A 24,187-nucleotide genomic window follows, 5' to 3' on the forward strand; every position below is an offset into this window, starting at 1 on the left:
GGCCCTCTCGTCTGGCTACCGGCGTTTGGGGAGGTGGTCGCGCGGAGATCCGCCGCGCCGCTCGGCACGGTTCGCGAACTCGGCCGCCTGCTCGCGCTCGTAGTGGCGGGCCTGCTGGCGCGCGTCGTACTCGGTGTAGGCATCGACGATCCGGCCGACCAGGCTGTGGCGCACGACGTCTTCGCTCGTCAGGCGCGCGAAGTGGATGTCGTCGATGTCGTTGAGCACGCGCGTGACCAGCCGCAGTCCACTCGCCGCATTGGGCAGGTCGACCTGGGTGATGTCGCCGGTGACGACCATCTTCGAGTTGAACCCGAGACGCGTGAGGAACATCTTCATCTGCTCGGGCGTCGTGTTCTGCGCCTCGTCGAGCACGATGAACGAGTCGTTCAGCGTCCGGCCGCGCATGTACGCGAGCGGGGCGACCTCGATCGTGCCGGCGGCGAGCAGCTTCGGGACGAGGTCGGGATCCATCATCTCGTTGAGCGCGTCGTACAGCGGCCGGAGGTAGGGGTCGATCTTGTCGGTCAGAGTGCCGGGCAGGTAACCCAGTCGCTCGCCCGCCTCCACGGCGGGACGCGTCAGGATGATGCGGGTGACCTCCTTGCGCTGGAGCGCCTGCACGGCCTTGGCCATGGCGAGGTAGGTCTTCCCGGTTCCGGCGGGGCCGATGCCGAACACGATGGTGTTGTGGTCGATCGCGTCGACGTACTGGCTCTGCCCCAGAGTCTTGGGTCGGATGCTCTTGCCGCGCGCGGTCAGGATCGCCTGGCCGAGCACGTCGGACGGGCTGAGGTTGAGGTCGGTGCCGAGCATCTTGGCCGAGCTCGTGACCTCGGCGGGCGACAGCTCCTGGCCGTTGCGGACCATCTGCAGCAGCTCTTCGACGAGCCGGCGCGCTGCGTCGACCTGCGTCGCATCACCGCTGAGGGTGATCTCGTTGCCACGGACGTGCACGTTGACCAGGGGGTACTGACGCTCCAGCGTCGTCAGCAGGCGATCCTGCGGCCCGAGCAGCCGGACCATCTGAACCCCGTCGACACTCAGACGTGCCTCCGCGCCCTCGCCGGGCGTTGCGGTCGAATCGCTAGAGGGCAAGGCTTCCTTCCTCGAGGCCGCGGCCCTCGCCGGCGGCGCTCAGTACGTGTGCGTGGACGTGGAACACGGTCTGACCCGCGCCCTCGCCCGTGTTGAAGACCAGGCGGAAGTCGCCGTCTCCGTGCTCGTCGGCGAGCCGCTTGGCGGTCGCGACGAGTTCTGCGAGCAATTCGGGGTCGCCTGCGGCGAGCTCCGCGACGTCGCGGTACTCCTCCGTCTTGGGCACGACGAGGAGGTGCAGCGGAGCTTTCGGCGCGATGTCGCGGAACGCGATGAGGCGCTCCGAGTCGTAGACGACGTCGGCCGGGATCTCTCCCGCGATGATGCGCGAGAAGATCGAACGCTCCGTTTCTGCCATGCCTCTATCCTATTCGCGCGCGCCGACAACGGCGGGGGTGTCCGCCCAGGGCGTCACCAGCGCCCGAGCGCGGCATTGAGCACGGCGAGGGCGGCGGGGCCGGCTGTGGAGGTGCGCAGCACCGTCGAGCCGAGCCGGACGAGCTCCGCGCCCGCCTCGCGGAACAGCGCGAGCTCCTGCGGCGCGATCCCGCCCTCCGGGCCCACCACGAGCACGAGGTCGCGGCCGTCCGGGACCACCGCGGTGAGCGGAGCCGACGCATCCGGTTCGAGTACCAGGACGCGCGCGCCCGCTGTCAGAGCAGCCACCTGCTTCGTCGTCGCGAGCGCGCCCACCTCTGGCGTCCACGCCCGGATGGACTGCTTCGCCGCCTCCCGAACGATCGTCGCCCAGCGCTCACGGCCCTTCGCGACCTTCGCCCCCTCCCAGCGGGAGACCGAGCGGGATGCCGCCCACGGGACCACCGCATCCACTCCGAGCTCGGTCGCCGCCTGGATCGCGAGCTCGTCGCGGTCGCCCTTCGCCAGCGCCTGCACGAGCGTGACCGCGGGAGACGGCCGCTCGACGCGCGACACCGACTCGACGTCGATCGTCAGCTCGGCGTTCGTCGAGACCAGCACCTCGCCGGAGGCGACCAGCCCGCGCCCGTTGCCGATCAGCACCGACTCGCCCGTCCGGGTGCGGTTCACCGTCGCGGCGTGCTTCGCCTCGGCACCGGTCAGCGACAGCCGGGCGCCCACCTCGACGTCGTCGAGGTCCTCGCGCAGGTAGAGGGACGCCACAGCTGCTACAGGTTGAGGAACCGGTCGCGGAGCTTGGCGAACAGGCCCTGCTGGAAGTGCGCCAGCGACGGCTCGGCCGCCTTGTGGGTGGCCGCGAACTTCTTGATCAGGTCCTTCTCCTTGTGGTCCAGCTTGGTCGGAGTGACCACCTGGATGCCGACCCGCAGGTCTCCGCGCCCGGCGCCGCGCAGGTGCGTGATGCCGCGATCCTTCACGGTGATGATGTCGGCCGACTGCGTGCCCGGCTTGAGCTCGAGCCGGATGTCGCCGTCGAGCGCCTTGACCGTGGCCGTCGTGCCGAGGATCGCATCCGTCATCGACAGCTCGAGGGTGCACAGCAGGTCGTCGCCGTCGCGGCTGAACACCTCGTGGTGCTTGACCTTGATCTCGAGGTAGAGGTCGCCGTTCGGGCCGCCGGCGGGGCCGGCCTCGCCGCTGCCCGGCATCTGGAGGCGGAGCCCGGTGTCCACGCCCGCGGGGATGTCGACCGGGACGCTACGGCGGGCGCGGACCCGCCCCTGGCCCTGGCAGGTCACGCACGGCGTCGCGATGACGGTGCCGTAGCCGCGGCAGGTGCCGCAGGGGCTCGAGGTCATCACGTTGCCGAGCAGGGAGCGCACGGAGCGCTGGATGCTACCGGTGCCGTGGCAGATGTCGCACGTCACGGGCTGGGTGCCCGGCTGGCAGCACGAGCCGTTGCAGGTCTCGCAGACGACCGCCGTGTCGACCTCCAGGTCGCGGTGGGTGCCGAAGATGACCTCGTCGAGGTCGACCTCGACGCGGAGGAGCGCATCCTGACCCCGCTCACGCCGCGACCGGGGACCGCGCGTCGAGCCGCCCCCGCCACCGAAGAACGTCTCGAAGATGTCGCTGAAGCCGGCGAAGTCGGCACTGCCCCCACCGCCGCCGAATCCGCCGGAACCGCCCAGGTCGTACTGCTGCCTCTGCTGCGGGTCGCTCAGCACGTCGTAGGCGTGCGTGACCAGCTTGAACCGCTCCTGCGCCTCCGAACTGGGGTTCACGTCCGGGTGCAGCTCGCGCGCGAGCCGGCGGTACGCCTTCTTGATCTCGTCAGGGCTGGCGTCGCGTTCGACACCGAGGACTTCGTAGTGGTCGGCCACGTGGGCTGTTCCTTCTTCTTTCGATCGCGTGATGCGTGTTGTGGTCTCGGAAGCCGGCGGCCTACTGGTCGCCGAGCAGCCGGGAGAGGTACCGGGCGACCGCGCGAACGGCCGCCATGTTGCCGGAGTAGTCCATGCGGAGCGGACCGAGCAGGCCCACGCGGGCCACATCCGATCCCGCCGCACTGTAACCGCTGGAGACGACGGATGCTTCCGTCAGCCCGAAGACGGCGTTCTCGCGGCCGATGCTGACGGCGACGCCGTGCTGATCGGTCGCCATCTCGTCGAACAGGCGGAGCAGAACCACCTGCTCCTCGATCGCCTCCAGCACGGGCGTGATGCTGCCCGGGAAGTCGAGCTCGGTGCGGACCAGGTTGGCGGCGCCGGCCATGACCAGCTTCTCCTGCCGGTTTGCGGCGATCTGGTCGAGCAGCGCGCTCGCGACCGGCTCGACCATCGCCCGGGTGCGCTCGGTCAGCGCCTGCGGGAGTTCGCGCAGCCGGGCGGTCGCTTCCGCGAGGGTCAGGCCGGCGGCGGCGCCGTTGATCGCGCCGCGGATCTCGGCCACGGCCTCGTCGTCCAGCTCGGTGGTCAGCTCGATGACACGCTGCTCCACCGCACCGGAGTCGGTGATGAGGACGCTGAGCAGCCGGCGCGGCGCGAGGGCGACGAGTTCGATGTGCCGGATGCGCGAACGCGCCACCGACGGATACTGCACCAGGGCGACCTGGTTGGTCAGCTGCGAGAGCAGGCGCACCGTGCGGGAGAGCACGTCGTCGAAGTCGACGGACTGCCCGAGGAAGGTCTCGATCGCCGTGCGCTGCGCGGGTGTGAGCGGGCGCACGTCGGCCAGGTGGTCGACGAACAGCCGATAGCCCTTGTCGGTCGGCACACGGCCGGACGAGGTGTGCGGAGCCGCGATCAGCTCCTCTTCTTCGAGCAGCGCCATGTCGTTGCGGATGGTCGCCGCCGACACCCCGAAGGAGTGCCGTTCGACGATGCTCTTGGAGCCGACGGGCTCCCGCGACGCCACGTAGTCCTGGACGATGACGCGCAACACTTCCAGACTGCGTTCCGAGACCATCTCCGCCCTCCCATCGACGATTAGCACTCGCGTTCTCTGAGTGCCAATCCTACCGCCACGAAACACCCCCAGGATGATTGCTGCCTGTGACACGGCCGCAGTACCGTATGGGCACCGGTTCGACGTGGCTCGTAACCGATCACGAAAGGGTTCCGCAGATGTCAGACCCGAACCAGCCCTCCGACCCTGCCGGCGACGTCCCCCCGCAGCAGCCGGGCGGCGTTCCCCCGCAGCAGCCGTACTCGAACGTCCCGCCGCAGCAGCCGTATTCCAATGTGCCCCCGCAGCAGCCGTACGGGCAGCCGGCCGGCGCACCCCAGCAGCCCTACGCGGCGCAGGCGGCTCCGCTCGACCCGGCCCAGGACAAGCAGTGGGCGTCCTTCGCGCACCTCGGCGGCATCCTCTGGATCCTCCCCTCCCTCATCATCTGGCTGGTCTTCAAGGACCGCGGCCGTCTCACTGATCAGGAGGCCAAAGAGGCCCTCAACTGGCAGATCACCTGGATCATCTGCTGGGTGGCGTCGCAGATCATCGGGATCATCATCGGCAGCTTCACCTACGGCATCGGCTACCTGCTCTTCGGTCTGCTCATCCCGTGGGCGCTGTACATCGTGAACCTGATCTTCTCGATCCTCGGCTTCGTCCGGGTGAACAGCGGCGGCACCTATCGGTACCCGCTGAACTTCCGGTTCATCAAGTAGCGGCCGCGCCCGGCGGGGCTCCCCGCGGAGATAGTGCGTTCAGGCTCTTCTCAGCCTCGGGCCCCGCGCCCTAGGCTGAGCACCACCACGTCCACTTCTGCCGCACCCAGAGGAGCCCCGCACCATGTCCGCAACACCCCCGCCGCCCCCGCCGCCGCAGCAGCCCTACGGAGGCTCGGCGCCGCAGCTGAGCCCTGCCGACGAGAAACTCTGGGCGACGCTCGTCCAGGTGGGCGGCATCCTCTTCAACTGGATCCCTGCGCTGATCGGCTACCTGGTGCTGAAGGATCGCGGTCCGTTCGTCCGCGCCCACACGGCCACGGCCCTCAACTTCCAGATCACGATCTTCATCGCCTACATCGTGGGCGGCATCCTGTCGATCGTGTTCATCGGCTTCTTCATCATCATCGCCGCCTGGGTGATCAATATCGTCTTCAGCATCATCGCCGCGGTGAAGGCCAACCAGGGCGAGTACTACACGTATCCGCTCGCCATCCGCTTCTTCAGCTAACGCGCGCTCGGAGGTTGGGGCAGGAGGTCGCGGTCAGGCGGCTTCGTCGGCCAGCAGCCTCCGCACGACGGCATCGGCCAGGAGCCGCCCCCGCAGGGTGAGCACGATCGACCCGCGGAGGGCGGCTCGTCCGTCGACGAGCCCGTCCGCGATCAGGCCCGGCACCTCGCGCCGGCCGGCGTCGCCGAGTTCGGCGGTCCGCAGGCCGTCGCGGATGCGCGACAGCAGCAGTACGCGCTCCACACGGCGGGTCTCGGTGTCGAGGGTCTCGCGACCGGCCGCGGGCGACTCCCCCGCGAGCACGCGTTGCGCGTACGCGGCGGGATGCTTGACGTTCCACCAGCGGACCCCGCCGACGTGACTGTGGGCGCCCGGTCCGATCCCCCACCAGTCGTGGCCGAGCCAGTAGGCGAGGTTGTGCCGGGATCGGTGGGCGTCATCCGTGGCCCAGTTGCTCACCTCGTACCAGTCGTAGCCGGCGTCCGACAGGCGCTGGTCGGCGAGCTCGTACATGTCCGCTTCGAGGTCGTCGTCCGGCTCGGGCACCTGACCGGAGCGGATCTGCCGCGCCAGCTTGGTCCCGGCCTCCACGATCAGGGCGTACGCGGAGAGGTGGTCGGGCTCGCAGGCGAGTGCCGTATCGAGGCTGCGCGACCAGTCGTCGAGCGACTCCCCCGGCGTTCCGTAGATGAGGTCGAGGCTCACCTGCAGTCCGGCTTCGCGCGCCCAGCCGACGACGAGCGGGACGCGGGCGGGATCGTGGGTGCGCTCGAGGGTCTCGAGGACGTGCGGGACGGCGGACTGCATCCCGAACGAGACGCGGGTGAACCCTGCCTCCGCGAGCCGCTGCAGGTCGTCGGCGTCGACGGAGTCGGGGTTCGCCTCCGTCGTGACCTCGGCGCCGTCGGCGAGTCCCCAGGCGTCGCGGACCGCGCTCAGCATCGCGGACAGGTCCCCGGGCGGCAGAAGGGTCGGCGTCCCGCCGCCGAAGAACACGGTCGAGACCTGCCGCGGAGGCACACCGCTCGCGTCGAGGGCGCGGGCGGCGAACTCCACTTCACGCACCGCGTGCCCGGCGTAGTCCGACTGGGAGACGCCGCGCAGTTCGGTCGCCGTGTAGGTGTTGAAGTCGCAGTAGCCGCAGCGGACGCGGCAGAACGGGACGTGCAGGTACACGCCGAAGTCGCGATCGTGCGCGCCCTCCGCGACGGTAGCGGGCAGAAGTCCGTCCGCGGGCGCCGGGTCGCCGATGGGGAGGATGCTCGGCATCAGGCGGACCTGGCGGGGTGGAGCGCGCGCAGGTACTTCGCGGTGTAGCGACGCTGCACCAGCGTCAGCACCGGGGAGACCACGCGGTAGAAGGCGTTCGAGGGGCGCGCGAACGCGCGGAGCAGGAACCAGACCGTGCCGTCGTCGCGCTGCTCGACGAGGAAGAGCTCCTCGCCGCTCTGCGGGTGCCCGCGCAGTGTGCCGTACGCGAAGCCCCGGCGGTGCGGCTCGTCGACGACGTACACGACACGGATCGGCGCTGAGACGCGGAAGGGGCCGAACGGGATCTTGAGCACGGCGGTCATCCCGTTCCTGACGAACGGCGTGCCGTCGTCGGAGAAGACGTCCTCCTCCGGACGGTTGGTGCGCATCCGCATCGGGGTACCGTCGGGGCCGAACTCGACGCCCTCGTACTGCACACCGGTGCCCTCCTGGACGTCGGTGACCTGGATGCCGCTGCCCTTCTGCACACCCCACGCCATCAGCGCGGTCGCCGCCGTCTCGAACCGCTCGTCGCCGCTGCCCAGCCGGATGCTGCGTTCGAGCGGCTTGTAGCCCTTCGGCGGGTAGTAGAGCAGATCGGCCGCCTGGGTGCCGCCGACCGCCCCGTACGTGACGGGTTGATCGGTGAACGTCGAGCGCCGCATGTATTCATCTTCCGTCATGTCCTATGGGTTCGCGAAATGGGTCTCCCCCGGTGTGAAACGCCGTGGTCTACTCGTTGGGACGGAAGGCGGTCGAATCGTGGGCACCATCGTGTTGCAGGCGTTCATCACGCTCGACGGCGTGGTGCAGGGCGGCGGCGGACCAGACGAGGATCCGGAGGGCGGTTTCGAACTCGGCGGATGGGCCACCGCCTTCGACGAGCAGTACGGTTCAGCCGACGACGAGCGCATCGTGGCGGAATGGGAGAGCCGGACCGAGGCGCTCCTGCTCGGACGCAAGACCTACGACATCTGGGCGCAGGCCTGGGGCGTGTGGTCGGAGGACGAGCCCGGCCTGACGGGCGAGCTGACCCGGCGATACAACCGCGTCCCGAAGTACGTGGCGTCGCGGACGCTGAGCGAGTTGGGCTGGAAGAACTCGTTCCTGCTGGGTCCGGAGGTCCCGGCCGCGGTGACGCGGCTGCGCGATGAGATCGACGGCGAGATCCGGATCTGGGGCAGCACCGGACTCGTGCGCACGCTCGCTGCGCACGACCTCATCGACGAGTACCGGCTCTTCGTGTACCCGCTGGTGCTCGGCACGGGCAAGAAGCTGTTCCCCGAGGGCTTCCCTTACGTTCGGATGACGCTCGCGGAGACGCGACCCCTGCGCTCCGGGGTGCTGGTCAACACCTACCGCCGCGCGGCCGGCTGAGCTACGACGGGGGCCCGGCGACCAGGAGCGCGGTCACGCATCCGATCAGCACGGTCGAGGCCAGTAGCAGCACGAGAGTGGCCGGCCACCTCGGCGGCCTTGCCTGCTTCCCTGCGCGCAGGGCGTGAAGCTCTCGCGCGCGCTCCATGATCGCGTCGCTTCGGGACTTCTTCGTCGGCGGCACGAAGGTTGCAGCTCCCAAGAGAAAGAAGAGAGCGGCGAACAGGAACGGCGCTAGTGCTCCCCGGGAGTATTTCCCATCGGACGACACTGTCATCGGCATCCACCAGAAGACCGCAAGGATCAGGATCGCTATCGCCGTCTCCCAGAGCAGGATCCGAATGCCGATCCGCCAGCTCACCCAGTCACCCGCTTCCGAGGGAGCTGACCGGCCGGACTACTTCTTTTCCTTCTTCTCAGTGTCGCCGGAGAGCGCCGCGATGAAGGCTTCCTGGGGGACCTCGACGCGGCCGACCATCTTCATGCGCTTCTTGCCCTCCTTCTGCTTCTCGAGGAGCTTGCGCTTCCGGGTGATGTCGCCGCCGTAGCACTTCGCGAGGACGTCCTTGCGCATCGCGCGGATGTTCTCTCGCGCGATGATCCGGGCGCCGATGGCCGCCTGGATGGGCACCTCGAACTGCTGGCGCGGGATCAGCTCGCGCAGACGCGACGCCATCATGGTGCCGTACGCGTACGCCTTATCGCGGTGAACGATCGCGCTGAACGCATCCACCGTCTCGCCCTGGAGGAGGATGTCGACCTTCACCAGGTCGGACTCCTGCTCGCCGAACGGCTCGTAGTCGAGGGAGGCGTAGCCGGCGGTCTTCGACTTGAGCTGGTCGAAGAAGTCGAACACGATCTCGCCGAGCGGCATGGTGTAGCGGATCTCCACGCGGTCCTCGCCGAGGTACTCCATACCGAGAAGGGAGCCGCGGCGGCTCTGGCAGAGCTCCATGATGACGCCGACGTAGTCCTTGGGGGCGAGGATCGCCGCCTTTACGACCGGCTCCTCGACCTTCTCGATCTTGCCGCCCGGGAACTCGCTCGGGTTGGTGACCGTGACCGTCTTCTTGTCCTCGGTGGTGACCTCGTAGATGACGCTCGGTGCCGTCGTGATCAGGTCGAGGTCGAACTCGCGGGCGAGGCGCTCCGTGATGATCTCGAGGTGCAGCAGTCCGAGGAAGCCGCATCGGAAGCCGAAGCCGAGGGCGACCGAGGTCTCCGGCTCGTAGACGAGCGCGGCATCCGACAGCTTGAGCTTGTCGAGCGCCTCACGAAGTTCTGGGTAGTCGCTGCCGTCGATCGGGTACAGGCCCGAGAAGACCATGGGCTTGGGCTCGGTGTACCCGGGGAGTGCGACGGTGGCCGGCTTGGCCGCCGACGTGATGGTGTCACCGACCTTCGACTGGCGGACGTCCTTCACGCCGGTGATCAGGTAGCCGACCTCGCCGACGCCGAGCCCTTTGGACGGGGTGGGCTCGGGCGAGGACACGCCGATCTCGAGGATCTCGTGCGTCGCCTTCGTGGACATCATCTGGACGCGCTCGCGCGGACGCAGCTTGCCGTCGACCATACGGACGTAGGTGACAACGCCACGGTAGCTGTCGTAGACCGAATCGAAGATCATCGCGCGCGCTGGGGCGGCGGCGTCGCCCACCGGAGCGGGAATCTCGGCCACGACGCGGTCGAGGAGCGCCTCGACGCCCATGCCCGTCTTGCCGGAGACACGGAGTACGTCCTCCGGTCGGCCGCCGATGAGGCTCGCGAGCTCTTCCGCATACTTCTCCGGGTCGGCCGCGGGAAGGTCGATCTTGTTCAGCACCGGGATGATGGTGAGGTCGTTCTCCAGCGCGAGGTACAGGTTCGCAAGCGTCTGCGCCTCGATGCCCTGGGCCGCATCCACCAGCAGGATGGCCCCCTCGCACGCCGCGAGGGAGCGCGAGACTTCATAGGTGAAGTCGACGTGGCCGGGCGTGTCGATCATGTTGAGCGCGAAGGTCTGCCCGTCGGACGCCCACGGCATCCGGACGGCCTGGCTCTTGATCGTGATGCCGCGCTCACGCTCGATGTCCATGCGGTCGAGGTACTGAGCGCGCATGTCCCGGTCGGAGACCACGCCGGTGATCTGCAGCATGCGGTCGGCCAGGGTCGATTTGCCGTGGTCGATGTGCGCGATGATGCAGAAATTGCGGAGGAAGGCCGGGTCGGTCGCGGCGGGCTCGAGGGCCTGAAGAGCTCGTGGTGACATCGTCCGGCCATTCTCCCATGAACGCCCGCCGGTCGTCGTCCGGGGTCAGGGGTCAGGGGCTCCGGTCAGGCGAAACGCTCCGAACGCTCGACGACGTGGCCGCGGCCGTCCTCCCAGCGGTAGACCTCTGCCCCTCCGATGTAGACGCGCTCGGCGCGGGAGTTGACGTCGAGCGGGTCGCCCGACCAGACCACCACGTCGCCGTCGAGCCCGACGGAGAGCGAGCCGACGCGGTCGTCCAGCCGGAGGAACGCGGCGGGGTTCATCGTGAGGGCCTCGAATGCGGTCTGGCGCGGCAGCCCGTCCTTCACGGCCAGCGCCGCCTGGTACACGAGGAAGTTGATGGGGACGACGGGGTGGTCGGTCGTGATGGCGACCCGCACTCCGGCCGCAGCCAGCGTCGCCAGGTTCGCGATCGCACGGTCGCGAAGCTCGACCTTCGAGCGCGAGGTGAACATCGGCCCGAAGATCACCGGGATGTCGCGCTCGGCGAGCACGTCGGCGATCTTGTGCGCTTCGGTGCCGTGGTTCACGACCAGGCGGTACCCGAACTCGTCGGCGAGACGCAGGGCGGTCGCTATGTCGTCGTGGCGGTGCGTGTGCTGGTCCCAGGCGAGGTCGCCGTCGAGGACGCGCACCAGGGTCTCTTTAGAGAGATCGCGGTCGAACGGCTTGCCCTCGAGTTCGGCGGTGTCGCGCTGGGCACGGTAGTTCTGCGCGGCGACGAACGCCTCGCGGATGACCATCGCCACACCCAGGCGCGTGCTCGGCGTCTGGTTCTTTCCGCCGTAGACGCGCTTGGGGTTCTCGCCGAGGGCCGACTTCACGCTGACGGCCTCGCGGATGACCTGCTCGTCGATGATGCGGCCGCCCCAGGTCTTGATGGCGACGGTCTGACCGCCGATCGGGTTGCCGGACCCGGGCTTGACGACGACCGAGGTGACTCCGCCCGAGAGCGCGTCGCGGAATCCTTCGTCGTCGATGTTGATCGCGTCGATCGCGCGCACGGCAGCCGTGTTGGGCGTCGTCATCTCGTTCGTGTCGTCGCCTGCCGGACCGTTCGCCTCTTCATGGATACCCACGTGACCGTGCGACTCGATGAACCCGGGGAGGACCCACTTGCCCTCCGCATCGACCACCGTGAAGCCCTCGGGCACATCGATGTCGGAGGCCGCACCGACGGCTTCGATCACGCCGTCGCGGACGAGGACGACCCCGTTCTCGATCGGCTCCTGCGAGACGGGGACGACGTAGCCGTTGACGATGGCGATGCTTGTGCTGGTCATGGTTCGAGCCTACGCGCGCTGCATCTCTGAATCGCGGGCGGGGATAACTTGGGGAATGTTCACGCCGGACCCGCGTTGTGCACGATATGAACATCCTTCTGACCGGCGCCACCGGCTTCATCGGCTCCTACGTCCTCCCCCGTCTGCTCGAGGAAGGACATCGCGTCACCGCGCTCGTCCGCGACACCGAGAAGGCGGCCGCCGTGGAGGCGGCCGGCGCCACCGCGCTCGTCGGCGACGCGGGCGACGCGGAGCTGGTCGAGGCGACCGCGCGCCAGAGCGACGGCGTCATCCACCTGGCATCGTCCCGCGAGGTGGACGCGGTGCTCGTCCCCGCTGTGCTCTCCGGCCTCGCCGGTTCGGGCAAGCCCTTCGTGCACACCGGCGGCATCTGGACGTACGGGTCCAACGACGACATCACCGAGGACTCCCCCGCGGCTCCGCCCGCGATCACCGCGTGGCGAACGATCGGCGAGGGCCTCGTGCTCGCTGCCTCGGGCGTCCGCGGAACCGTCGTCGTTCCGTCGATCGTGTACGGCCACGGCAAGGGACTCGCGAACGTCATCGTGGATGCGCCCGTCGGTTCCGGGTCCGTGCCGGCCCTCCGGCTGATCGGCGACGGTTCCCAGCACTGGGCGACCGTGCATGTCGACGACCTCGCGGCCCTCTACGTCCTGGCGCTGGAGCGCGGCGACGCCGGCTCGACGTACATCGCTGCGAGTGGGCAGAACCCGACCGTGCGGGAGCTGACCGAGGTCGCGGCCCAGGCGGCGGGCGTCACGGGTGGAGTGGTTGCGGAGTCGGTCGAGGAGACCGCATCCCGCTTCGGCGAGGGGCTTGCCGAAGCGCTGCTGCTCGACCAGCAGGCGTCGGGACTGAAGCCGCGGATCGATCTCGGCTGGGAGCCGAACGCACCGGCATTGCTCGAGGAGCTGCTGGTCGGGTCGTACGCCCCGGCCCGCGTCTGAGTTCGAGGCCCTCGGTTCTGCGGCAGACCGTTTTGGTGGGAGGCCGCCCACGCTGGTAATGTGGTTTGTTGGCTTGCGTGTGGATGTGTCCGCACGAAACGCCGCAAGGCGCCCTCTCCGCTGAGCGGCACATCCATAACTCACTCAATAACGAAAGTGACCATTCGTGGCAAACATCAAGTCGCAGATCAAGCGCAACCGCACCAACAAGAAGTCGCAGGAGCGCAACAAGGCCGTCAAGAGCGAGCTCAAGACCGCCATCCGCGCCACCCGCGAGGCCGTCGCCGCTGGTGACAAGGTCAAGGCGACCGCGGCGCTGAGCTTCGCCGCGAAGAAGATCGACAAGGCTGCCAGCAAGGGCGTCATCCACAAGAACCAGGCGGCGAACCGCAAGTCGGCAATCGCCAAGCAGGTCGCCGCGCTCTAAGCGACGACCGACCGCGGGCCCTGCCCCGCGCCGCTAGCGAGCCCCCGCTCAGGACCCAGGTCCGTGCGGGGGCTCGCTGCATGTGCGGCGACTCGTGCGGTCGGATCAGTCGCGCCCGCGCGCGCTGATGACACGGATCATCCGCTCCAGCGCGAACACCGGGTCGCGGCCGCCGCCTTTGACGTTGGCGTCGGTCTCGGCGAGCAGCTCGATGCACCGGCCGAGGCCGTCCTCCGTCCAACCGCTGAGGTCGCGCCGGGCCCGGTCGACCTGCCAGGGTGCGAGGCCGAACTGTTGCGCGAGCTGGCCGGAACCTCCGCGCGCGCCGGAGATCTTCGCCATGGTGCGGATCTTGCTCGCGAAGGCGGCGACCATGGGCACGGGATCGGCGCCCGACGCGAGGGCGTGGCGCATGGTGACGAGCGCTTCTCCGTGGCGGCCCGCGATCGCCGCGTCGGCGACCTGGAACGCGTTGGTCTCGACGCGCCCTCCGTAGTACTTGTCGACGGTCGCTTCGGTGATCTGCTCGGACGAGTCGGACAGTAGCTGCTGGCACGCTGCCGCCAGCTCGGCGAGGTCGTCGGAGAACGCCGAGGTGATGGCGCGGAGCGCTCCGGGCGTCACCTTGCGGCCGGCTGCCGCGAACTCCGCCTGGGTGAACTCGTACTTCTCGGCGTCCTTCTTGAGCTCCGCGCAGACCACTTCGATGCCGCCGCCGGTGCCGGACCGGATCGCGTCGAGCAGCTTCTTGCCCCGGACGCCTCCGCCGTGACGGAGGGTCACCACGGTGCCGTCGGCCGGGGATTCGAGGTAGGCGAGCATGTCGGTGAGGAACGCGTCGTTGCACTTCTCGACGGCCTCGACCCGGATGAGCCGGGGCTCACCGAACAGGGAGGGGCTCGCGAGGGTGAGCAACTCCCCCGGGGCGTAATCGCCCGCGTGCAGGTCGCTGATCTCGAGACTGGGATCGTCGGCCTTGAGAGCGTCGCGCAGCGTGCGGATCGCGCGATCGGCGAGGAAGCCCTCCGACCCGGAGACCAGCACCACCGGAGCCGCGCGTACCTGGCTCCAGGGCACCTGCGGGATCGCGCTGGCGACGGCGCGCGTCTTGCCTGCGCCGGCTCGGCTGCTGCCTCGGGTTGCCACGTGTCTCCTCGTTCGTCCGGGGGCCGCCGCCGCACGGCCAGGGCATCGGAAGCGGCTCCGTATCCAGGATAGGGGCGACCACCGGCACTGGTCGTCGCCGCCCGCTCGCTCCAGAGCTGCACCCCGGAGGGACCGGGCGAGACGAGCAGCAGCCCCTGTTCGTCCGTGCGGGCGACGGCCGTGCCGGAATCCGCGAGCATCCGCAGGGCGCTGCTGGTGGGGTGACCGTACCCGTTGTGCGCTCCGACGGAGACCAGACCGAGCCGTGCGTGGAGCGCACGGTAGAGCGCGGGGCTTTGATCGGCCGAGCCGTGGTGCGCGACCTTCACCACGTCGACCGGCCGGATCACACGCGTGGCGAGCAGCGCATCCTGTGCCTCCGCGCCCAGATCGCCGAGGAAGACGGAGCGGAGGCCCCTCCCCTCGGCCTCCAGGGTCAAGCTTCCGGCGTTTCCGGTATCGACATCCGATGCCGTCGCCGCTGCGCCGGCGGTCACCGGAGCGGGCGGCCAAAGCAGCCGCCAGGACAGGGTGCCCAGCGTTCCCGCCATTCCGGCGTGCCCGCGCTCGATCGGTACCCCGGCCGCTTCGAGCACGGCGAGGGTGCGCGTGTCGGCCTCTCGAACGGGTCGCTGGACGATCGCACGCGCAGCGCGGTCCGCGACTCCGGCGACGCCGCCGACGTGATCGGCGTCGAAGTGCGTGAGAAGCAGGAAGTCCAGTCGGTGGATGCCGAGACGATCGAGGCAGGCGGCAGCCGGGCCCGGCTCCCGGCCGACGTCGATCATGGCGACCGCGTCGCCGTCGCGCAGCAACACCCCATCTCCTTGCCCGACGTCGCAGGCCGCGATCTGCCAATCGCCCGGGAGGGCGAGAGCCCGGCCGATGACGTTCCCGCCGAGCGCCCCCGCATAGACCGCCGCGCCGATGCACAGCGTCACCACCGCGGTGACCGACACGACCCGGGGGGCCGTCCGGCCCAGCACGATCACGCTCACTGCCACCAGGACGACGGCGCTCAGCGCGACCCCGACCGCTCCCGCGGCCCACGGAAGCGCCACCCCTGGAAGTCCTGAGGTGAACGCGGCGACCTGGGCGATCCAGGCGGAGGGCAGCCACGCCAGCCACACGACGATGGCGCCCAGCGCCGGGACCCACGGCAGCAGGAGACATGCGATGCACCCGAGCACAGTCGCGACCGGCGCCGCCGGCTCGGCGAGGAGGTTGGCCGGGATACCGAAGAGCGAGAGGGTCGGCGTCAACAGCACGAGCACCGGCTGGCAGGCCAGCTGCGCCGCGGTCGGGACCGCCAGTGCGATGGCCACCGCACGCGGCATCCAGCGCGAGAGGAGGCGGCTGAGCGGTCCGGCCAGAACCAGCAGCCCCGAGGTGGCCAGCACGGAGAGGGCGAAGCCGTAGTCGCGCGCGAGCCACGGGTCGTGCACGAGCAGGACGATCGCGGCCAGGGACAGCGCGGGCACCCCGTCCGCCGGGCGTCCACGGGCCAGGCCGATTAACAGGACGGCTGCCATCGCCGCCGCGCGCAGGACGCTCGCGCCCGGCCCGACCAGTGCGACGAACGCCCCGAGCGCGAGGAAGGCGGCGACGACGCGGAGTCGGCGACCAGCGCCCGCGAGTCGCGCGAGAGCAAAGACCAGACCGATCACCAGCGCGCAGTTCGCTCCGGACACCGCCGTGAGGTGGCTCAGCGATGATGCTTTCATCGCTTGGTCGAGCTGGGGACCGACGGCGGTCTCGTCGCCGATGGCGAGACCGGGCAGGAGTGCGCCACCGTCGCCGGGGGTCTTCTGTGCGGCCAGGGCGAACGTGCCTCGGAGTGACGCGGTCCAGGCGAGCCAGGCCGGCGGCTGCTCGATGATCTCGACGCCCGGGTCGCCTCGCGCGCTCACCGTGTACGTGGTCGCTTCTCCCGCCTCGTTCCGGAGTACCCGGCCGTGGACGCGCAGGACCACGCCGAGCGCGACGGACCGCGCGTCCTCCTCGCTCGCCGGGAAGAGCACCGCCACGGGGACGGACGCGGATTGCGTGTCGGCGTGCCCGCGCACACTCCACCGGGCTTCGCCGCCGAAGCCGGAGGCCACGCGCTGCGGTGCGCGTTCGACACGCACCAGCTCCTCGGTGGTCGCCGACTGCTCGGCCGCCGCATCCAGAGCGTCGGAGGCGCGCCCGGGCGCTTGGGTTGCGATGGCGGCGGAACCGAGGGCCGTGGCCGCCGCCACGAGCGCCACGATCGGAGCGAGGCGTTCCGGGGACATGCGCGACGGCTCTCGAGGCAGCGAGGCGCGCGATGCGTGGGGCCGTGCCACGGCCCACACCGCAAGACCCGCCATGCTGGCGGCCGCAATAGCCGCAGTCGCAGCGACCGCCCAGCCCGCGCTCGGCACCCCGACCACGACCGCGCAGGTGATCCATAGCGCCACCGCGGGGATGGCCAGGCGCAGGTCGGGCATCAGACCACCACGCGGTCTTTGAGTCCGTCAAACAGCTTCTGCCCGATCCCGGAGACCTTCAGTAGGTCCGCTGGCTTCACGAACCGGCCGTTGGCCTGCCGCCAGTCGAGGATGCGCTGGGCGAGCGCGGGACCGATGCGCGGAAGGGTCTCGAGCTCGGCCTGCGTCGCCGTATTCAGGTTGACGGCGGCGGCACCCCCGCCCGTGCCGGAACCGCCGCCGGCCGCGGGGGCACCGGCCGACGCCGCCCCGGCGGCCGGAGCCTCGCCCACGCGGAGAACGACGAGCTGCTCACCGTCGCTGACCGGGCGCGCCAGGTTGAGCGCGGCGGGGTCGGCGCCGTCCGCGAACCCGCCGGCGGCGGCCACAGCATCCACGACACGCGCCCCGGCCGCGAGGACGACGAGTCCCGGCGTGCGCACCGCACCGGTGACGTGCACGACTACCTCGCCCGAGCTTCCCGAACCGCCCACGCCGTCCGTCGGGACAGCGGACCCACCACCGGATAACGCACCGAAGGTGCCCGTGGGCACCGCTACCGAACTCCCCTGCTGAGCGGTCGCCGACACGAGCACCGCGACCACCGCCGCGGCGATCAGGAGCACCACAGCAGCGCCGACACCGACACGCAGCCGACGCGGCCCGGCAGCAGCGTCCACCTGCCCGGCACCCGCGTCGCCGTCGCCCGGCACGGCGCCAGAGAGGGCTCCGTCTACAGCGGGAGGATCGGCACGGTGTCGCATCCCCTCACGCTAGAAACGACCGCCCCTCCGCGACCGTACGCACCCCGAACCGGTGGAGAACCGGCAAGAGTGCCGGGTTGTGCACGACAATCCAGTGCTCGCGGGGCCGATCAGGACGTCCACGCCCACCAGAACGTGAAGATGCCGATGCACACCGCAGCCACGGAGATGATCGAGCCTGCGACGGCAAACCGCCACCCCGCCGCGATTTCGTCGGTGAGTCCGAAGAGGGAGACAACCCCGCCGATCACACGAAAGATCACGCCGACGGCCCCGATAAGGGGCGCCGGCGCGCCTAGCGTCTTCGAGCGGGACTCTTTCAGCGAGCGAACCCGCAGTTAATTAGGGATCCTGACGAAGATTATTTGGCCTTGCTTCGCTCAGGCAGCGGTGGTCATGCCGTGGAGCAGTGTCGGTGGCTTCTCTGCCGGCCCGCTCCAAAAGACGGGGACATTTCGCATGACGAGCACATGATCGAACCGTGCAGTTCCGGCGGGAAGTGTGTCGAAGAAACTGGACTCAACGCGTATGGCGTGCCCCGGTTCGACTCGCCACGCATTGGTGTCCAGTCGCAACGTTTCTAGCTGCCCGGAACGCGTCGGTGACCAGCCCACGGCATCCTTCCGGAAGAACTCCGACGCGGCGGTTAGGTCGGAGAAGAGCGTGCTGTGAAACTCCTCGGGCTCCACGATGTCGACATCGATGTGGACGTGAAGATCCGCCGCGTCGATTCGCACGCTCACATTCGATCGTGATTCGACGGATTCGACGCGCGCGCGCTCATGCACGCCGGGAAAGATCCTGCCACCGGCGACTCGCGCAAGAAGCGATGCGCTGTGCCTGCGGGGGATGTAGACGCCGGTGCGCGGCCCGTCGGGTCCGTCCCACTCGACGGCGATGCGGTGGGCCGCGTTCTCGCTTCGGTGACCAAATCGTGGTGGAAACCCCGCCGGCCGAAAATTGCCCAGCCTGATCAGGCATACCCCTGCCACCGCACTTCCGTCGACGACCTGGGGGCGAACGCCGTCGGGGAGCATCGCTGCCGCGGCATCGGGGTCGACGCGAAAATTCACGAGGAGGCGGCGCTCGATTGTCGCAGCCATACGGGGAATGGGGATGGTCACGCTTTGGATCGTCGCCTGCCAGACCGGCGAAGTCAACAGCCAGAGCGTGTCCCCGTCTCGACGATGTCGCTACCGTCTCGCGGGGAACGTGCCAGCCGGTCGAGCTTGGCCACGACCAGGGTGTCGCCGTCGCGGCAGGCGGCGAGAACTTCCCGGAGACCGGGCCGCTCTCGGTTTGTACCCGTAAGCCCGTGATCGGTGTCGATGCAGACGCGAAGTCACCTTACGGCGCTGCCATACCGTCAAATCGTCAGCAACATGACTAGTCCGAAAACAACAAGTGCACCTGCTACCGGGCCACCACTGATCAAGATCGCGTCTGTGGTCGGCAGAAAAGGCGCTCCCGCAACGACAATCAGCAACCCCAAGACGATTCACCCTAGGCAAACCCCGCGCCACCCAGAACGTCGGGCAGGTGTGAGGCGGAATCTCTTGCTCTCACGCGAAGACCAGGGCCCGCCAACTCATGTCGACTGCCAATCCACAAATGCTCCTTCGATCAATCAGTCAGCAGAGTATGCCGCTCCAGTTGAGGATCTGTATTCGTGCAGGGACGCTCGGCGGGTGCTGTGCTCACAGACTCACCGCAGCCAGGAGACGAGGCATACGATCGCGCCATGAGCACCGCAGTGAGCGTGTATCTGAGCGCGATCGAGGGTGCCGATCGTGCCGCGTTGCAGCGCGTCTACGCGATCGCGCTTGAAGTCGTGCCTGAGGCGGAGGAGGGCACCAGCTACGGCATGGCTGCCCTGCTCTACCGTGGCAAGGGCCTCATCGCAGCAGTACAGGCGAAGAAGTTCCTGTCGCTCTACCCGTTCAGCGGCCGGGTCGTCGCCGGAAACCTCGACCTGCTTGCCCAATTCGAGACGACAAGTGGAAGCATCCACTTCTCGGCAGAAAATCAACTACCGGATCCCGTCTTGCGCCGCATCGTGATGGCACGACGAGCCGAGATCGACGAAAGAGTGCGATAGAACCGCTTCGGACTCTCGGCCACGAACCGAACTCTTCACGGGCAGGTCGGCCAGGTGTCCGCAGAGGAACCGGTGAAGGATCGGTCAGCGGGCGAGGAGTCCACCAGCGGTCTGAGTCCGGCTCACTGGAGAGCGCGAACGAATTCGTCGACAACAGCGGCTGCCTCATCTGGTCGCTCAAGGAAGACGAAGTGACCAGCCTTCGCAACGAGACGTAAAGTGGCGCCGGGAACAGCTGCCGCGATCCTCTGACCCGCCTGAACTGGAATGAGCCGGTCCTCCGCACCGTGGATCACGAAGGTGAGGCAGGCGATCCCAGCAAGAAGAGCGCGTGAGTCTGTTCGGCCCATCACTGCAGACTGCTGTTGTAGGAATCCCCGGGGACCCACCGTCGCTGTCATTCCTCGCCAGGCTGTCAGCAGATCCGGGTCGGACTCATTTCGTTCGGCAACCACTCCCGGAAACGCAGCATCCACCAGTTCGTCGACGTGGCCCTGCTCGACGAGTTGGGATTGCCGTGTCCGGGCAGCGAGCTGTTCATCTGAGTCCGCTTCGGCTGAGGTACTCACCAATGCCAGCCCGGTGACCCGTTCCGGCGCCTGGCGCATCACTTCAAGGGCAACGTAACCGCCCATACTCGTTCCGAGGAGAGCAAACCGATCCGGGGCGTTCCGCAGAAGACGAGCCGCCATACCCGCAATGGTGTTGTCGTGAAGGGTGTCGGCAATCGTGACCGAGCCGTGCGACCACACTGTGTCCAAAACCGACTCGTACACCCGTGATGAGCACAACAACGGCGGAACAAGAATCGTCTCCATGGGAGACAGTCTCCGGCATGGCACCGACAAGGCTCCGGCGACACCTTGCTGGAGGCCGTGCTGAACGAGAACCCAGCGCAGCTGTGGGTCGCAGACCCGAACGCGCGAGCACAGGCCTTCTACTTCAAGCACGGGTTCGACTTCGACGGCACCGCGCAGATGGACGATGGAATTCGCGAACTCCGTATAGTGCGCTCCTCCGCGTCCTGACGCCCTTAACGGCATCGGATTACGGGCGCCCGCTGCCGACCGGCTTGCGGACGGAGGCGCATCTCAGATTGACCGGTTGCTTCTTTGTTGTCGCGTTCGTAGCTCGCGGATGGTGGGAACCGTTTCGCGCCGTCGGACATTATCTAAGTGTGAGGACAGAAGACACCGGCGAGGCGGCATTGCTGGCGCGCGTGCGTGCAGGCGATCCCGACGCCTTCGGGGAGTTGTTCGATCTGCACCGCGATCGCGTGTTTCGGCAGGCGCGGAGAATGGTTGACTCGACGCGCGACGCGGAGGACGTAACCGGCATGGTCTTCCTCGAGGCCTGGCGGCGGCGCGACTCGTTGCGGGAGGTTGATGGTTCGGTGATCGGGTGGCTGCTGGTTACGGCGAACAACGTCAGCCGGAACTTCGCTCGCGCGAGCCGCCGCTATCGGCATGTACTTGCCGGTCTCCCATCGCCTGAGCAAATGCCCGACCACAGCCACCTTGTTGATGTTCGGCTCGATTCTGATCGTCGGCGTGTCGCCCTGCAAGGTGCTCTTTCTCGTTTGCCGCGCCGGGACCAGGACATTCTCTCGCTGTGCGTCATCGAGGAGCTCAGCACGGCAGAGGCTGCCGCTGCGTTGGACATAGCGCCGGGGACGGTGAAGTCTCGTCTTTCTCGGGCGAAGGTGCGTCTAGCAGCTTTGCTCGCTGAATCCACCGACTTCGCATCGACCGAGGGAGGCCTCCGATGAACGACAACGAGCGTTTCGACGAGGGACGCAGCGCTGCGTGGCGTCAGGCTGTCGTCGAGACAGCACGCAAAGACCAGACTCGGGCTGGTGGTCGCAATCGGGTGGGCCTCGTGGTCGGCTTGGTGGTCGCCGCCCTCGTTGTGTCGGGTGGAGGAGTCGCATACGCTCTCAACGCCAATCTGCTCGAGTCGGCGCCCATAGCGACAGCCAGCCCAACACCGATTCAGCGGGAGACCCCAAGCACGACCCCCGCGCCGACCCCTCCACTAACCTCGGTTCCTACCGATGACGTTGGGCGCCAAAACGCTATTGAGGCGTGCACCGCGCTGCAAGAAATGTTCACAGTGAGTGGGACGTCCGAAGCGGATACGAAGTCCACCGCTGCGATGCTAGGCGCACAGGTTGTAGAAGCGGCCGAGAGGGCACAGGCGGCTGACGTTCAGTGGAGTGGTACCTCCCAGACGCTGATTACTGCCCAGGGGGCACTCATCGCATACCTCGATAACAACACCCCAGAGGGAGTCCATCTTCTCGAATCCGCAGCAGCGCAAGCAGGCACCACCTGTTCCGCGCTCGGCGTCTCAGTCAAACTGATGCAGGGATAGTCGCCGCCCGGTGAACGATCCCCTGGTGGACAGTGCGAAACGCGGTTCGCTCAGTGCGGGAAGCGACGGGCGCTGGTCGGCTAGGCGCCCGTCGTCTTCCCGCTATGGCGCAAGCGAATCCCGGGGCGTAGACCTGGTTAGTCACGGGAGGCGCACGATGAAGATCAGGGATCGCGAGCGGATGCTGGAAGCGGTGAAGCGGTCGCAGTTCGAAGCAAGGACCAACTACGTGGACGCGGTGCGAGTGCTCGCCCGTTCGAATGCGCACATCGGGATGGAACTCGTCTCCGTCCTCGACGAGGACAAGCCGGCGAAGCTCGTCGGTAGGAAGGATGGCTTGCGGGCCGCCCTCTCCGTCATCAGTTCGAAAGAGTTCTTAGAGCAGCCGATGTCGAGGTTCCGCAACGAGCACGGCTGCACCTACTCCCTTTCCGTGGACGACCCCGGATGGGACTTCTGGGTGGGCGACGACGCGGAGGGCTTCTTTTGCGGCCTAGTCGAGCCAGTCAGACACGCAACCAATTACCTCGTGGAGGCGATGATCCCCGAATGGAACGCGGAACGGATCCCCGTTCTGTGGGCGCTCGACTTCGGCGAGCTCTCCTCGGAAACCGTCTACTTCGCGATCAACGACCGCGGGTACGCGTACATGGCTCTCGGGGCGGCTAAACCAGTTGCGAAGAAAGGGTGGGAGCCGCGACTGAGCGATTTCACCGTCGAACTGGATCGGACCCGGCGAGCGTTGACCGAGGCGATCGCGGCGGTGGCTCCGATGCTGGATGCGCCTGCTCTTGCGGGCGTGTGCTGGCAATACTTCACCGAGGTGCACGGCCTTCGAGCTGATGGGACCGACCCGCGGTGGGACGCAATCCGGGATCGGCTTACGGACGCGCGAACCTCGCTCGAGACGCAAAATGAAGATCCTCTCCGGTAGACAGATCGGTCCTTGTTTGGGTGCCGGAACTCCGACAGCACACCGTGCCGGGATGGAACCGTGGGCGTCGATGTACGCAAACGGGCATGGAGAACACTGGGATGCCGCGACACACTACGTGACGCGTCATCGACGGGGGTGGTGCGCTGCCCTCGCTTGCTCAGGCACGCCGGATTCTGTCGGCTGAATCGGCATTGGGAAGATGTCGAACGGCCTTCGTCCGATGCGTCGAGCCCGGTGAGGGATCCTTAGCGGGTCTCGAGGATCTCTATCAACAGAGCGGCCAGATTGTCCGGGTACACGGTCTCGTCGGTCGCCTGGATCTCTCGCAGCGACCACCAACGGGACTCCCGCATGACGGCCCGTTCGAGGACGGTCCATCCGCGTGTGTCGACTTCGAAGGTTGGCGCGACAACGTAGAAGTAGACCTCGAGCTGCTCGAAGGTCTCGCCGGCGAACTCGAACCGGGTTTCGCGACGATAGATAGGCCCACGCGGGTGCCTGACCTCTAGGCCAGTTTCCTCGCGGAGTTCTCTGCGCGCTGCTTCGATCGCAGTCTCGCCGACCTCGACGCCGCCCCCGGGCGTGAACCACCAGGTCCCCTCCTCGGGGCGCGCCGGGTCCCCGCCGCGGAAGAGGAGGGCTTGCCCCTCTTCGTTCACCACGATCACGCGGGCTGCTGATCGTTGCACATGGTGAGGCTACCGGGACCAGCAGCTCTGTTCTGGAACGCTCGTTGAGCGCACGGTCGGAGAAGTGCTGTCGGAGCCGTCTAGGGTCGAGTCATGACCATTCCCGCCGACTGGATCGAGCACCGCCGCGGCCACGACCGCGAGCGGCTCGGCTGGGTACGCCCCAGCACACCCGTCGAGGGTGCCGGCTTCGTCGTGATCGACCTGCTCGGCCGCGAAGTGACCGGCGTCGTCGACTGGTTGAAGGCCGAAGAGACGCTGGACGCCTTGGGTATGGGATATCTCGCCGACCCCTACGAGCTGTTGCTCGACGACGGGCGTTGGCTACGGGTGCGCATCACCGAGGTGTCACCCGATGGCATCCGGGTCAAACGCGATGACTGGGGCGCGATCAACGTGCCTCTTGTCGAGTACCGACTCTCGTTCCCGATGCCACCCGAACTGCGAGCCATCGACTCGGCGACATCAGCCGAATTCCCTTTCGTGACACCGTAGCGATAGACCGCCCGGTGGCCAGT

Annotated in this window: 26 protein-coding genes and 3 pseudogenes; 11 read left to right on the top strand and 18 right to left on the bottom strand. The window is 68.1% G+C overall.

Going from position 1 to position 24,187, the window contains the following annotated elements:
- Positions 1-15: 15 nt before the first annotated feature.
- The 5 genes from QRN40_RS16075 to hrcA all read right to left on the bottom strand — a co-directional run bounded on the left by QRN40_RS16075 (position 16) and on the right by hrcA (position 4,443).
- Positions 16-1,098, bottom strand: a complete 1,083-nt coding sequence (locus tag QRN40_RS16075) for a PhoH family protein (protein WP_285116860.1) — start codon at positions 1,096-1,098, stop codon at positions 16-18.
- Positions 1,088-1,456, bottom strand: a complete 369-nt coding sequence (locus tag QRN40_RS16080) for a histidine triad nucleotide-binding protein (RefSeq protein ID WP_285116861.1) — start codon at positions 1,454-1,456, stop codon at positions 1,088-1,090. Before QRN40_RS16080 ends, QRN40_RS16075 begins: the two co-directional genes overlap by 11 nt.
- A gap of 53 nt (positions 1,457-1,509) precedes the next feature.
- Entirely contained in the window at positions 1,510-2,238 is a 729-nt protein-coding gene (locus QRN40_RS16085) for a 16S rRNA (uracil(1498)-N(3))-methyltransferase (RefSeq protein ID WP_285116862.1), read from the bottom strand.
- A 5-nt stretch (positions 2,239-2,243) separates the two neighbouring features.
- Positions 2,244-3,359: a molecular chaperone DnaJ gene (gene dnaJ, locus QRN40_RS16090; RefSeq protein WP_285116863.1), complete on the bottom strand. Its 1,116-nt coding sequence runs from the start codon at positions 3,357-3,359 to the stop codon at positions 2,244-2,246.
- A 61-nt stretch (positions 3,360-3,420) separates the two neighbouring features.
- A complete protein-coding gene (gene hrcA, locus QRN40_RS16095) occupies positions 3,421-4,443 on the bottom strand; it encodes a heat-inducible transcriptional repressor HrcA (protein WP_285116865.1) in 1,023 nt (340 codons plus the stop codon).
- A gap of 158 nt (positions 4,444-4,601) precedes the next feature.
- Here hrcA and QRN40_RS16100 point away from each other — a divergent pair, with 158 nt between their 5' ends.
- Together QRN40_RS16100 and QRN40_RS16105 are read left to right on the top strand one after the other, a co-directional pair.
- Complete coding sequence (locus QRN40_RS16100; RefSeq protein WP_285116867.1) at positions 4,602-5,144, top strand: DUF4870 domain-containing protein; 543 nt, start codon at positions 4,602-4,604, stop codon at positions 5,142-5,144.
- Between the two features lie 124 nt (positions 5,145-5,268).
- Positions 5,269-5,655: a DUF4870 domain-containing protein gene (locus tag QRN40_RS16105; protein ID WP_285116868.1), complete on the top strand. Its 387-nt coding sequence runs from the start codon at positions 5,269-5,271 to the stop codon at positions 5,653-5,655.
- 33 nt (positions 5,656-5,688) lie between these two features.
- Here the strand turns inward: QRN40_RS16105 and hemW are convergent, their stop codons facing one another.
- Both hemW and QRN40_RS16115 read right to left on the bottom strand, forming a co-directional pair.
- A complete protein-coding gene (gene hemW / locus QRN40_RS16110) occupies positions 5,689-6,924 on the bottom strand; it encodes a radical SAM family heme chaperone HemW (RefSeq protein WP_285116869.1) in 1,236 nt (411 codons plus the stop codon).
- Positions 6,924-7,589, bottom strand: a complete 666-nt coding sequence (locus QRN40_RS16115) for a DUF1990 domain-containing protein (protein WP_285116870.1) — start codon at positions 7,587-7,589, stop codon at positions 6,924-6,926. Before QRN40_RS16115 ends, hemW begins: the two co-directional genes overlap by 1 nt.
- A 79-nt stretch (positions 7,590-7,668) precedes the next feature.
- On the opposite strand from QRN40_RS16115, the gene QRN40_RS16120 reads away from it, so the two are divergent.
- Complete coding sequence (locus tag QRN40_RS16120; protein ID WP_285116871.1) at positions 7,669-8,283, top strand: dihydrofolate reductase family protein; 615 nt, start codon at positions 7,669-7,671, stop codon at positions 8,281-8,283.
- Position 8,284: 1 nt separating this feature from the next.
- Here QRN40_RS16120 and QRN40_RS16125 read toward each other — a convergent pair whose 3' ends face one another.
- From QRN40_RS16125 to QRN40_RS16135, 3 genes are all read right to left on the bottom strand, one after another.
- Positions 8,285-8,644, bottom strand: coding sequence for a hypothetical protein (locus tag QRN40_RS16125; protein WP_285116872.1), 360 nt, complete (start codon positions 8,642-8,644; stop codon positions 8,285-8,287).
- A gap of 36 nt (positions 8,645-8,680) precedes the next feature.
- Positions 8,681-10,531 carry a translation elongation factor 4 gene (gene lepA, locus QRN40_RS16130; protein ID WP_285116873.1) on the bottom strand — a complete coding sequence of 617 codons (1,851 nt, stop codon included), beginning with the start codon at positions 10,529-10,531 and terminating at the stop codon, positions 8,681-8,683.
- Between the two features lie 65 nt (positions 10,532-10,596).
- On the bottom strand, positions 10,597-11,817 hold the full coding sequence (locus QRN40_RS16135) for an amidohydrolase (RefSeq protein WP_285116875.1): 1,221 nt from the start codon (positions 11,815-11,817) through the stop codon (positions 10,597-10,599).
- An 86-nt stretch (positions 11,818-11,903) separates the two neighbouring features.
- Between QRN40_RS16135 and QRN40_RS16140 the strand changes: the two genes are divergently transcribed.
- Together QRN40_RS16140 and rpsT are read left to right on the top strand one after the other, a co-directional pair.
- The gene (locus QRN40_RS16140; RefSeq protein WP_285116876.1) at positions 11,904-12,785 is read left to right on the top strand and encodes an NAD-dependent epimerase/dehydratase family protein; all 882 of its coding nucleotides are present in this window, start codon (positions 11,904-11,906) and stop codon (positions 12,783-12,785) included.
- 166 nt (positions 12,786-12,951) lie between these two features.
- Positions 12,952-13,212, top strand: a complete 261-nt coding sequence (rpsT, locus tag QRN40_RS16145) for a 30S ribosomal protein S20 (RefSeq protein ID WP_285116877.1) — start codon at positions 12,952-12,954, stop codon at positions 13,210-13,212.
- Between the two features lie 105 nt (positions 13,213-13,317).
- On the opposite strand, the gene holA is transcribed toward rpsT, so the two are convergent.
- The 6 genes and pseudogenes from holA to QRN40_RS16175 form a co-directional block, all read right to left on the bottom strand.
- A complete protein-coding gene (gene holA / locus QRN40_RS16150; RefSeq protein ID WP_285116878.1) occupies positions 13,318-14,358 on the bottom strand; it encodes a DNA polymerase III subunit delta in 1,041 nt (346 codons plus the stop codon).
- 662 nt (positions 14,359-15,020) lie between these two features.
- Positions 15,021-16,829, bottom strand: a pseudogene (locus tag QRN40_RS16155) (ComEC/Rec2 family competence protein); the annotation flags it as partial.
- On the bottom strand, positions 16,829-17,572 hold the full coding sequence (locus QRN40_RS16160) for a ComEA family DNA-binding protein (RefSeq protein WP_285116879.1): 744 nt from the start codon (positions 17,570-17,572) through the stop codon (positions 16,829-16,831). The pseudogene QRN40_RS16155 and the gene QRN40_RS16160, both read right to left, overlap by 1 nt.
- Positions 17,573-17,682: 110 nt before the next feature.
- Positions 17,683-17,835 carry a hypothetical protein gene (locus QRN40_RS16165; protein WP_285116880.1) on the bottom strand — a complete coding sequence of 51 codons (153 nt, stop codon included), beginning with the start codon at positions 17,833-17,835 and terminating at the stop codon, positions 17,683-17,685.
- Between the two features lie 117 nt (positions 17,836-17,952).
- Positions 17,953-18,696, bottom strand: a complete 744-nt coding sequence (locus tag QRN40_RS16170) for a DUF2071 domain-containing protein (protein WP_285116881.1) — start codon at positions 18,694-18,696, stop codon at positions 17,953-17,955.
- Between the two features lie 44 nt (positions 18,697-18,740).
- Positions 18,741-18,902 (bottom strand): annotated as a pseudogene (locus QRN40_RS16175) (recombinase family protein); the annotation flags it as partial.
- Between the two features lie 411 nt (positions 18,903-19,313).
- Between QRN40_RS16175 and QRN40_RS16180 the strand changes: the two are divergent.
- Positions 19,314-19,670 carry an iron chaperone gene (locus QRN40_RS16180; RefSeq protein ID WP_285116882.1) on the top strand — a complete coding sequence of 119 codons (357 nt, stop codon included), beginning with the start codon at positions 19,314-19,316 and terminating at the stop codon, positions 19,668-19,670.
- A gap of 122 nt (positions 19,671-19,792) precedes the next feature.
- On the opposite strand, the gene QRN40_RS16185 is transcribed toward QRN40_RS16180, so the two are convergent.
- The gene (locus tag QRN40_RS16185; RefSeq protein ID WP_285116883.1) at positions 19,793-20,488 is read right to left on the bottom strand and encodes an alpha/beta fold hydrolase; all 696 of its coding nucleotides are present in this window, start codon (positions 20,486-20,488) and stop codon (positions 19,793-19,795) included.
- 21 nt (positions 20,489-20,509) lie between these two features.
- On the opposite strand from QRN40_RS16185, the pseudogene QRN40_RS16190 reads away from it, so the two are divergent.
- The 4 genes and pseudogenes from QRN40_RS16190 to QRN40_RS16205 form a co-directional block, all read left to right on the top strand.
- Positions 20,510-20,698 (top strand): annotated as a pseudogene (locus tag QRN40_RS16190) (N-acetyltransferase); the annotation flags it as partial.
- 149 nt (positions 20,699-20,847) lie between these two features.
- Positions 20,848-21,438: an RNA polymerase sigma factor gene (locus QRN40_RS16195; protein ID WP_285116884.1), complete on the top strand. Its 591-nt coding sequence runs from the start codon at positions 20,848-20,850 to the stop codon at positions 21,436-21,438.
- Complete coding sequence (locus tag QRN40_RS16200) at positions 21,435-22,043, top strand: hypothetical protein (RefSeq protein ID WP_285116885.1); 609 nt, start codon at positions 21,435-21,437, stop codon at positions 22,041-22,043. Before QRN40_RS16195 ends, QRN40_RS16200 begins: the two co-directional genes overlap by 4 nt.
- A gap of 157 nt (positions 22,044-22,200) precedes the next feature.
- On the top strand, positions 22,201-22,977 hold the full coding sequence (locus QRN40_RS16205; protein WP_285116887.1) for a hypothetical protein: 777 nt from the start codon (positions 22,201-22,203) through the stop codon (positions 22,975-22,977).
- 248 nt (positions 22,978-23,225) lie between these two features.
- Here QRN40_RS16205 and QRN40_RS16210 read toward each other — a convergent pair whose 3' ends face one another.
- Entirely contained in the window at positions 23,226-23,669 is a 444-nt protein-coding gene (locus tag QRN40_RS16210; protein WP_285116888.1) for an NUDIX hydrolase, read from the bottom strand.
- Positions 23,670-23,762: 93 nt separating this feature from the next.
- Here QRN40_RS16210 and QRN40_RS16215 point away from each other — a divergent pair, with 93 nt between their 5' ends.
- Entirely contained in the window at positions 23,763-24,164 is a 402-nt protein-coding gene (locus tag QRN40_RS16215; protein WP_285116889.1) for a hypothetical protein, read from the top strand.
- The last annotated feature ends 23 nt before the right edge of the window (positions 24,165-24,187 follow it).

Source organism: Leifsonia sp. fls2-241-R2A-40a (assembly GCF_030209575.1).
Classification (GTDB): Bacteria; Actinomycetota; Actinomycetes; order Actinomycetales; family Microbacteriaceae; genus Leifsonia.

Bases quoted from the DNA above. Each gene is read 5' to 3' on its own strand.
- QRN40_RS16215 (WP_285116889.1), top strand. From the start codon at position 23,763: ATGACCATTCCCGCCGACTGGATCGAGCACCGCCGCGGCCACGACCGC.
- QRN40_RS16100 (WP_285116867.1), top strand. From the start codon at position 4,602: ATGTCAGACCCGAACCAGCCCTCCGACCCTGCCGGCGACGTCCCCCCG.
- QRN40_RS16135 (WP_285116875.1), bottom strand. From the start codon at position 11,817: ATGACCAGCACAAGCATCGCCATCGTCAACGGCTACGTCGTCCCCGTC.
- QRN40_RS16115 (WP_285116870.1), bottom strand. From the start codon at position 7,589: ATGACGGAAGATGAATACATGCGGCGCTCGACGTTCACCGATCAACCC.
- QRN40_RS16160 (WP_285116879.1), bottom strand. From the start codon at position 17,572: ATGCGACACCGTGCCGATCCTCCCGCTGTAGACGGAGCCCTCTCTGGC.
- QRN40_RS16185 (WP_285116883.1), bottom strand. From the start codon at position 20,488: ATGGAGACGATTCTTGTTCCGCCGTTGTTGTGCTCATCACGGGTGTAC.
- QRN40_RS16180 (WP_285116882.1), top strand. From the start codon at position 19,314: ATGAGCACCGCAGTGAGCGTGTATCTGAGCGCGATCGAGGGTGCCGAT.
- hrcA (WP_285116865.1), bottom strand. From the start codon at position 4,443: ATGGTCTCGGAACGCAGTCTGGAAGTGTTGCGCGTCATCGTCCAGGAC.
- QRN40_RS16200 (WP_285116885.1), top strand. From the start codon at position 21,435: ATGAACGACAACGAGCGTTTCGACGAGGGACGCAGCGCTGCGTGGCGT.
- QRN40_RS16105 (WP_285116868.1), top strand. From the start codon at position 5,269: ATGTCCGCAACACCCCCGCCGCCCCCGCCGCCGCAGCAGCCCTACGGA.
- lepA (WP_285116873.1), bottom strand. From the start codon at position 10,531: ATGTCACCACGAGCTCTTCAGGCCCTCGAGCCCGCCGCGACCGACCCG.
- QRN40_RS16080 (WP_285116861.1), bottom strand. From the start codon at position 1,456: ATGGCAGAAACGGAGCGTTCGATCTTCTCGCGCATCATCGCGGGAGAG.
- QRN40_RS16140 (WP_285116876.1), top strand. From the start codon at position 11,904: ATGAACATCCTTCTGACCGGCGCCACCGGCTTCATCGGCTCCTACGTC.
- QRN40_RS16205 (WP_285116887.1), top strand. From the start codon at position 22,201: ATGAAGATCAGGGATCGCGAGCGGATGCTGGAAGCGGTGAAGCGGTCG.
- hemW (WP_285116869.1), bottom strand. From the start codon at position 6,924: ATGCCGAGCATCCTCCCCATCGGCGACCCGGCGCCCGCGGACGGACTT.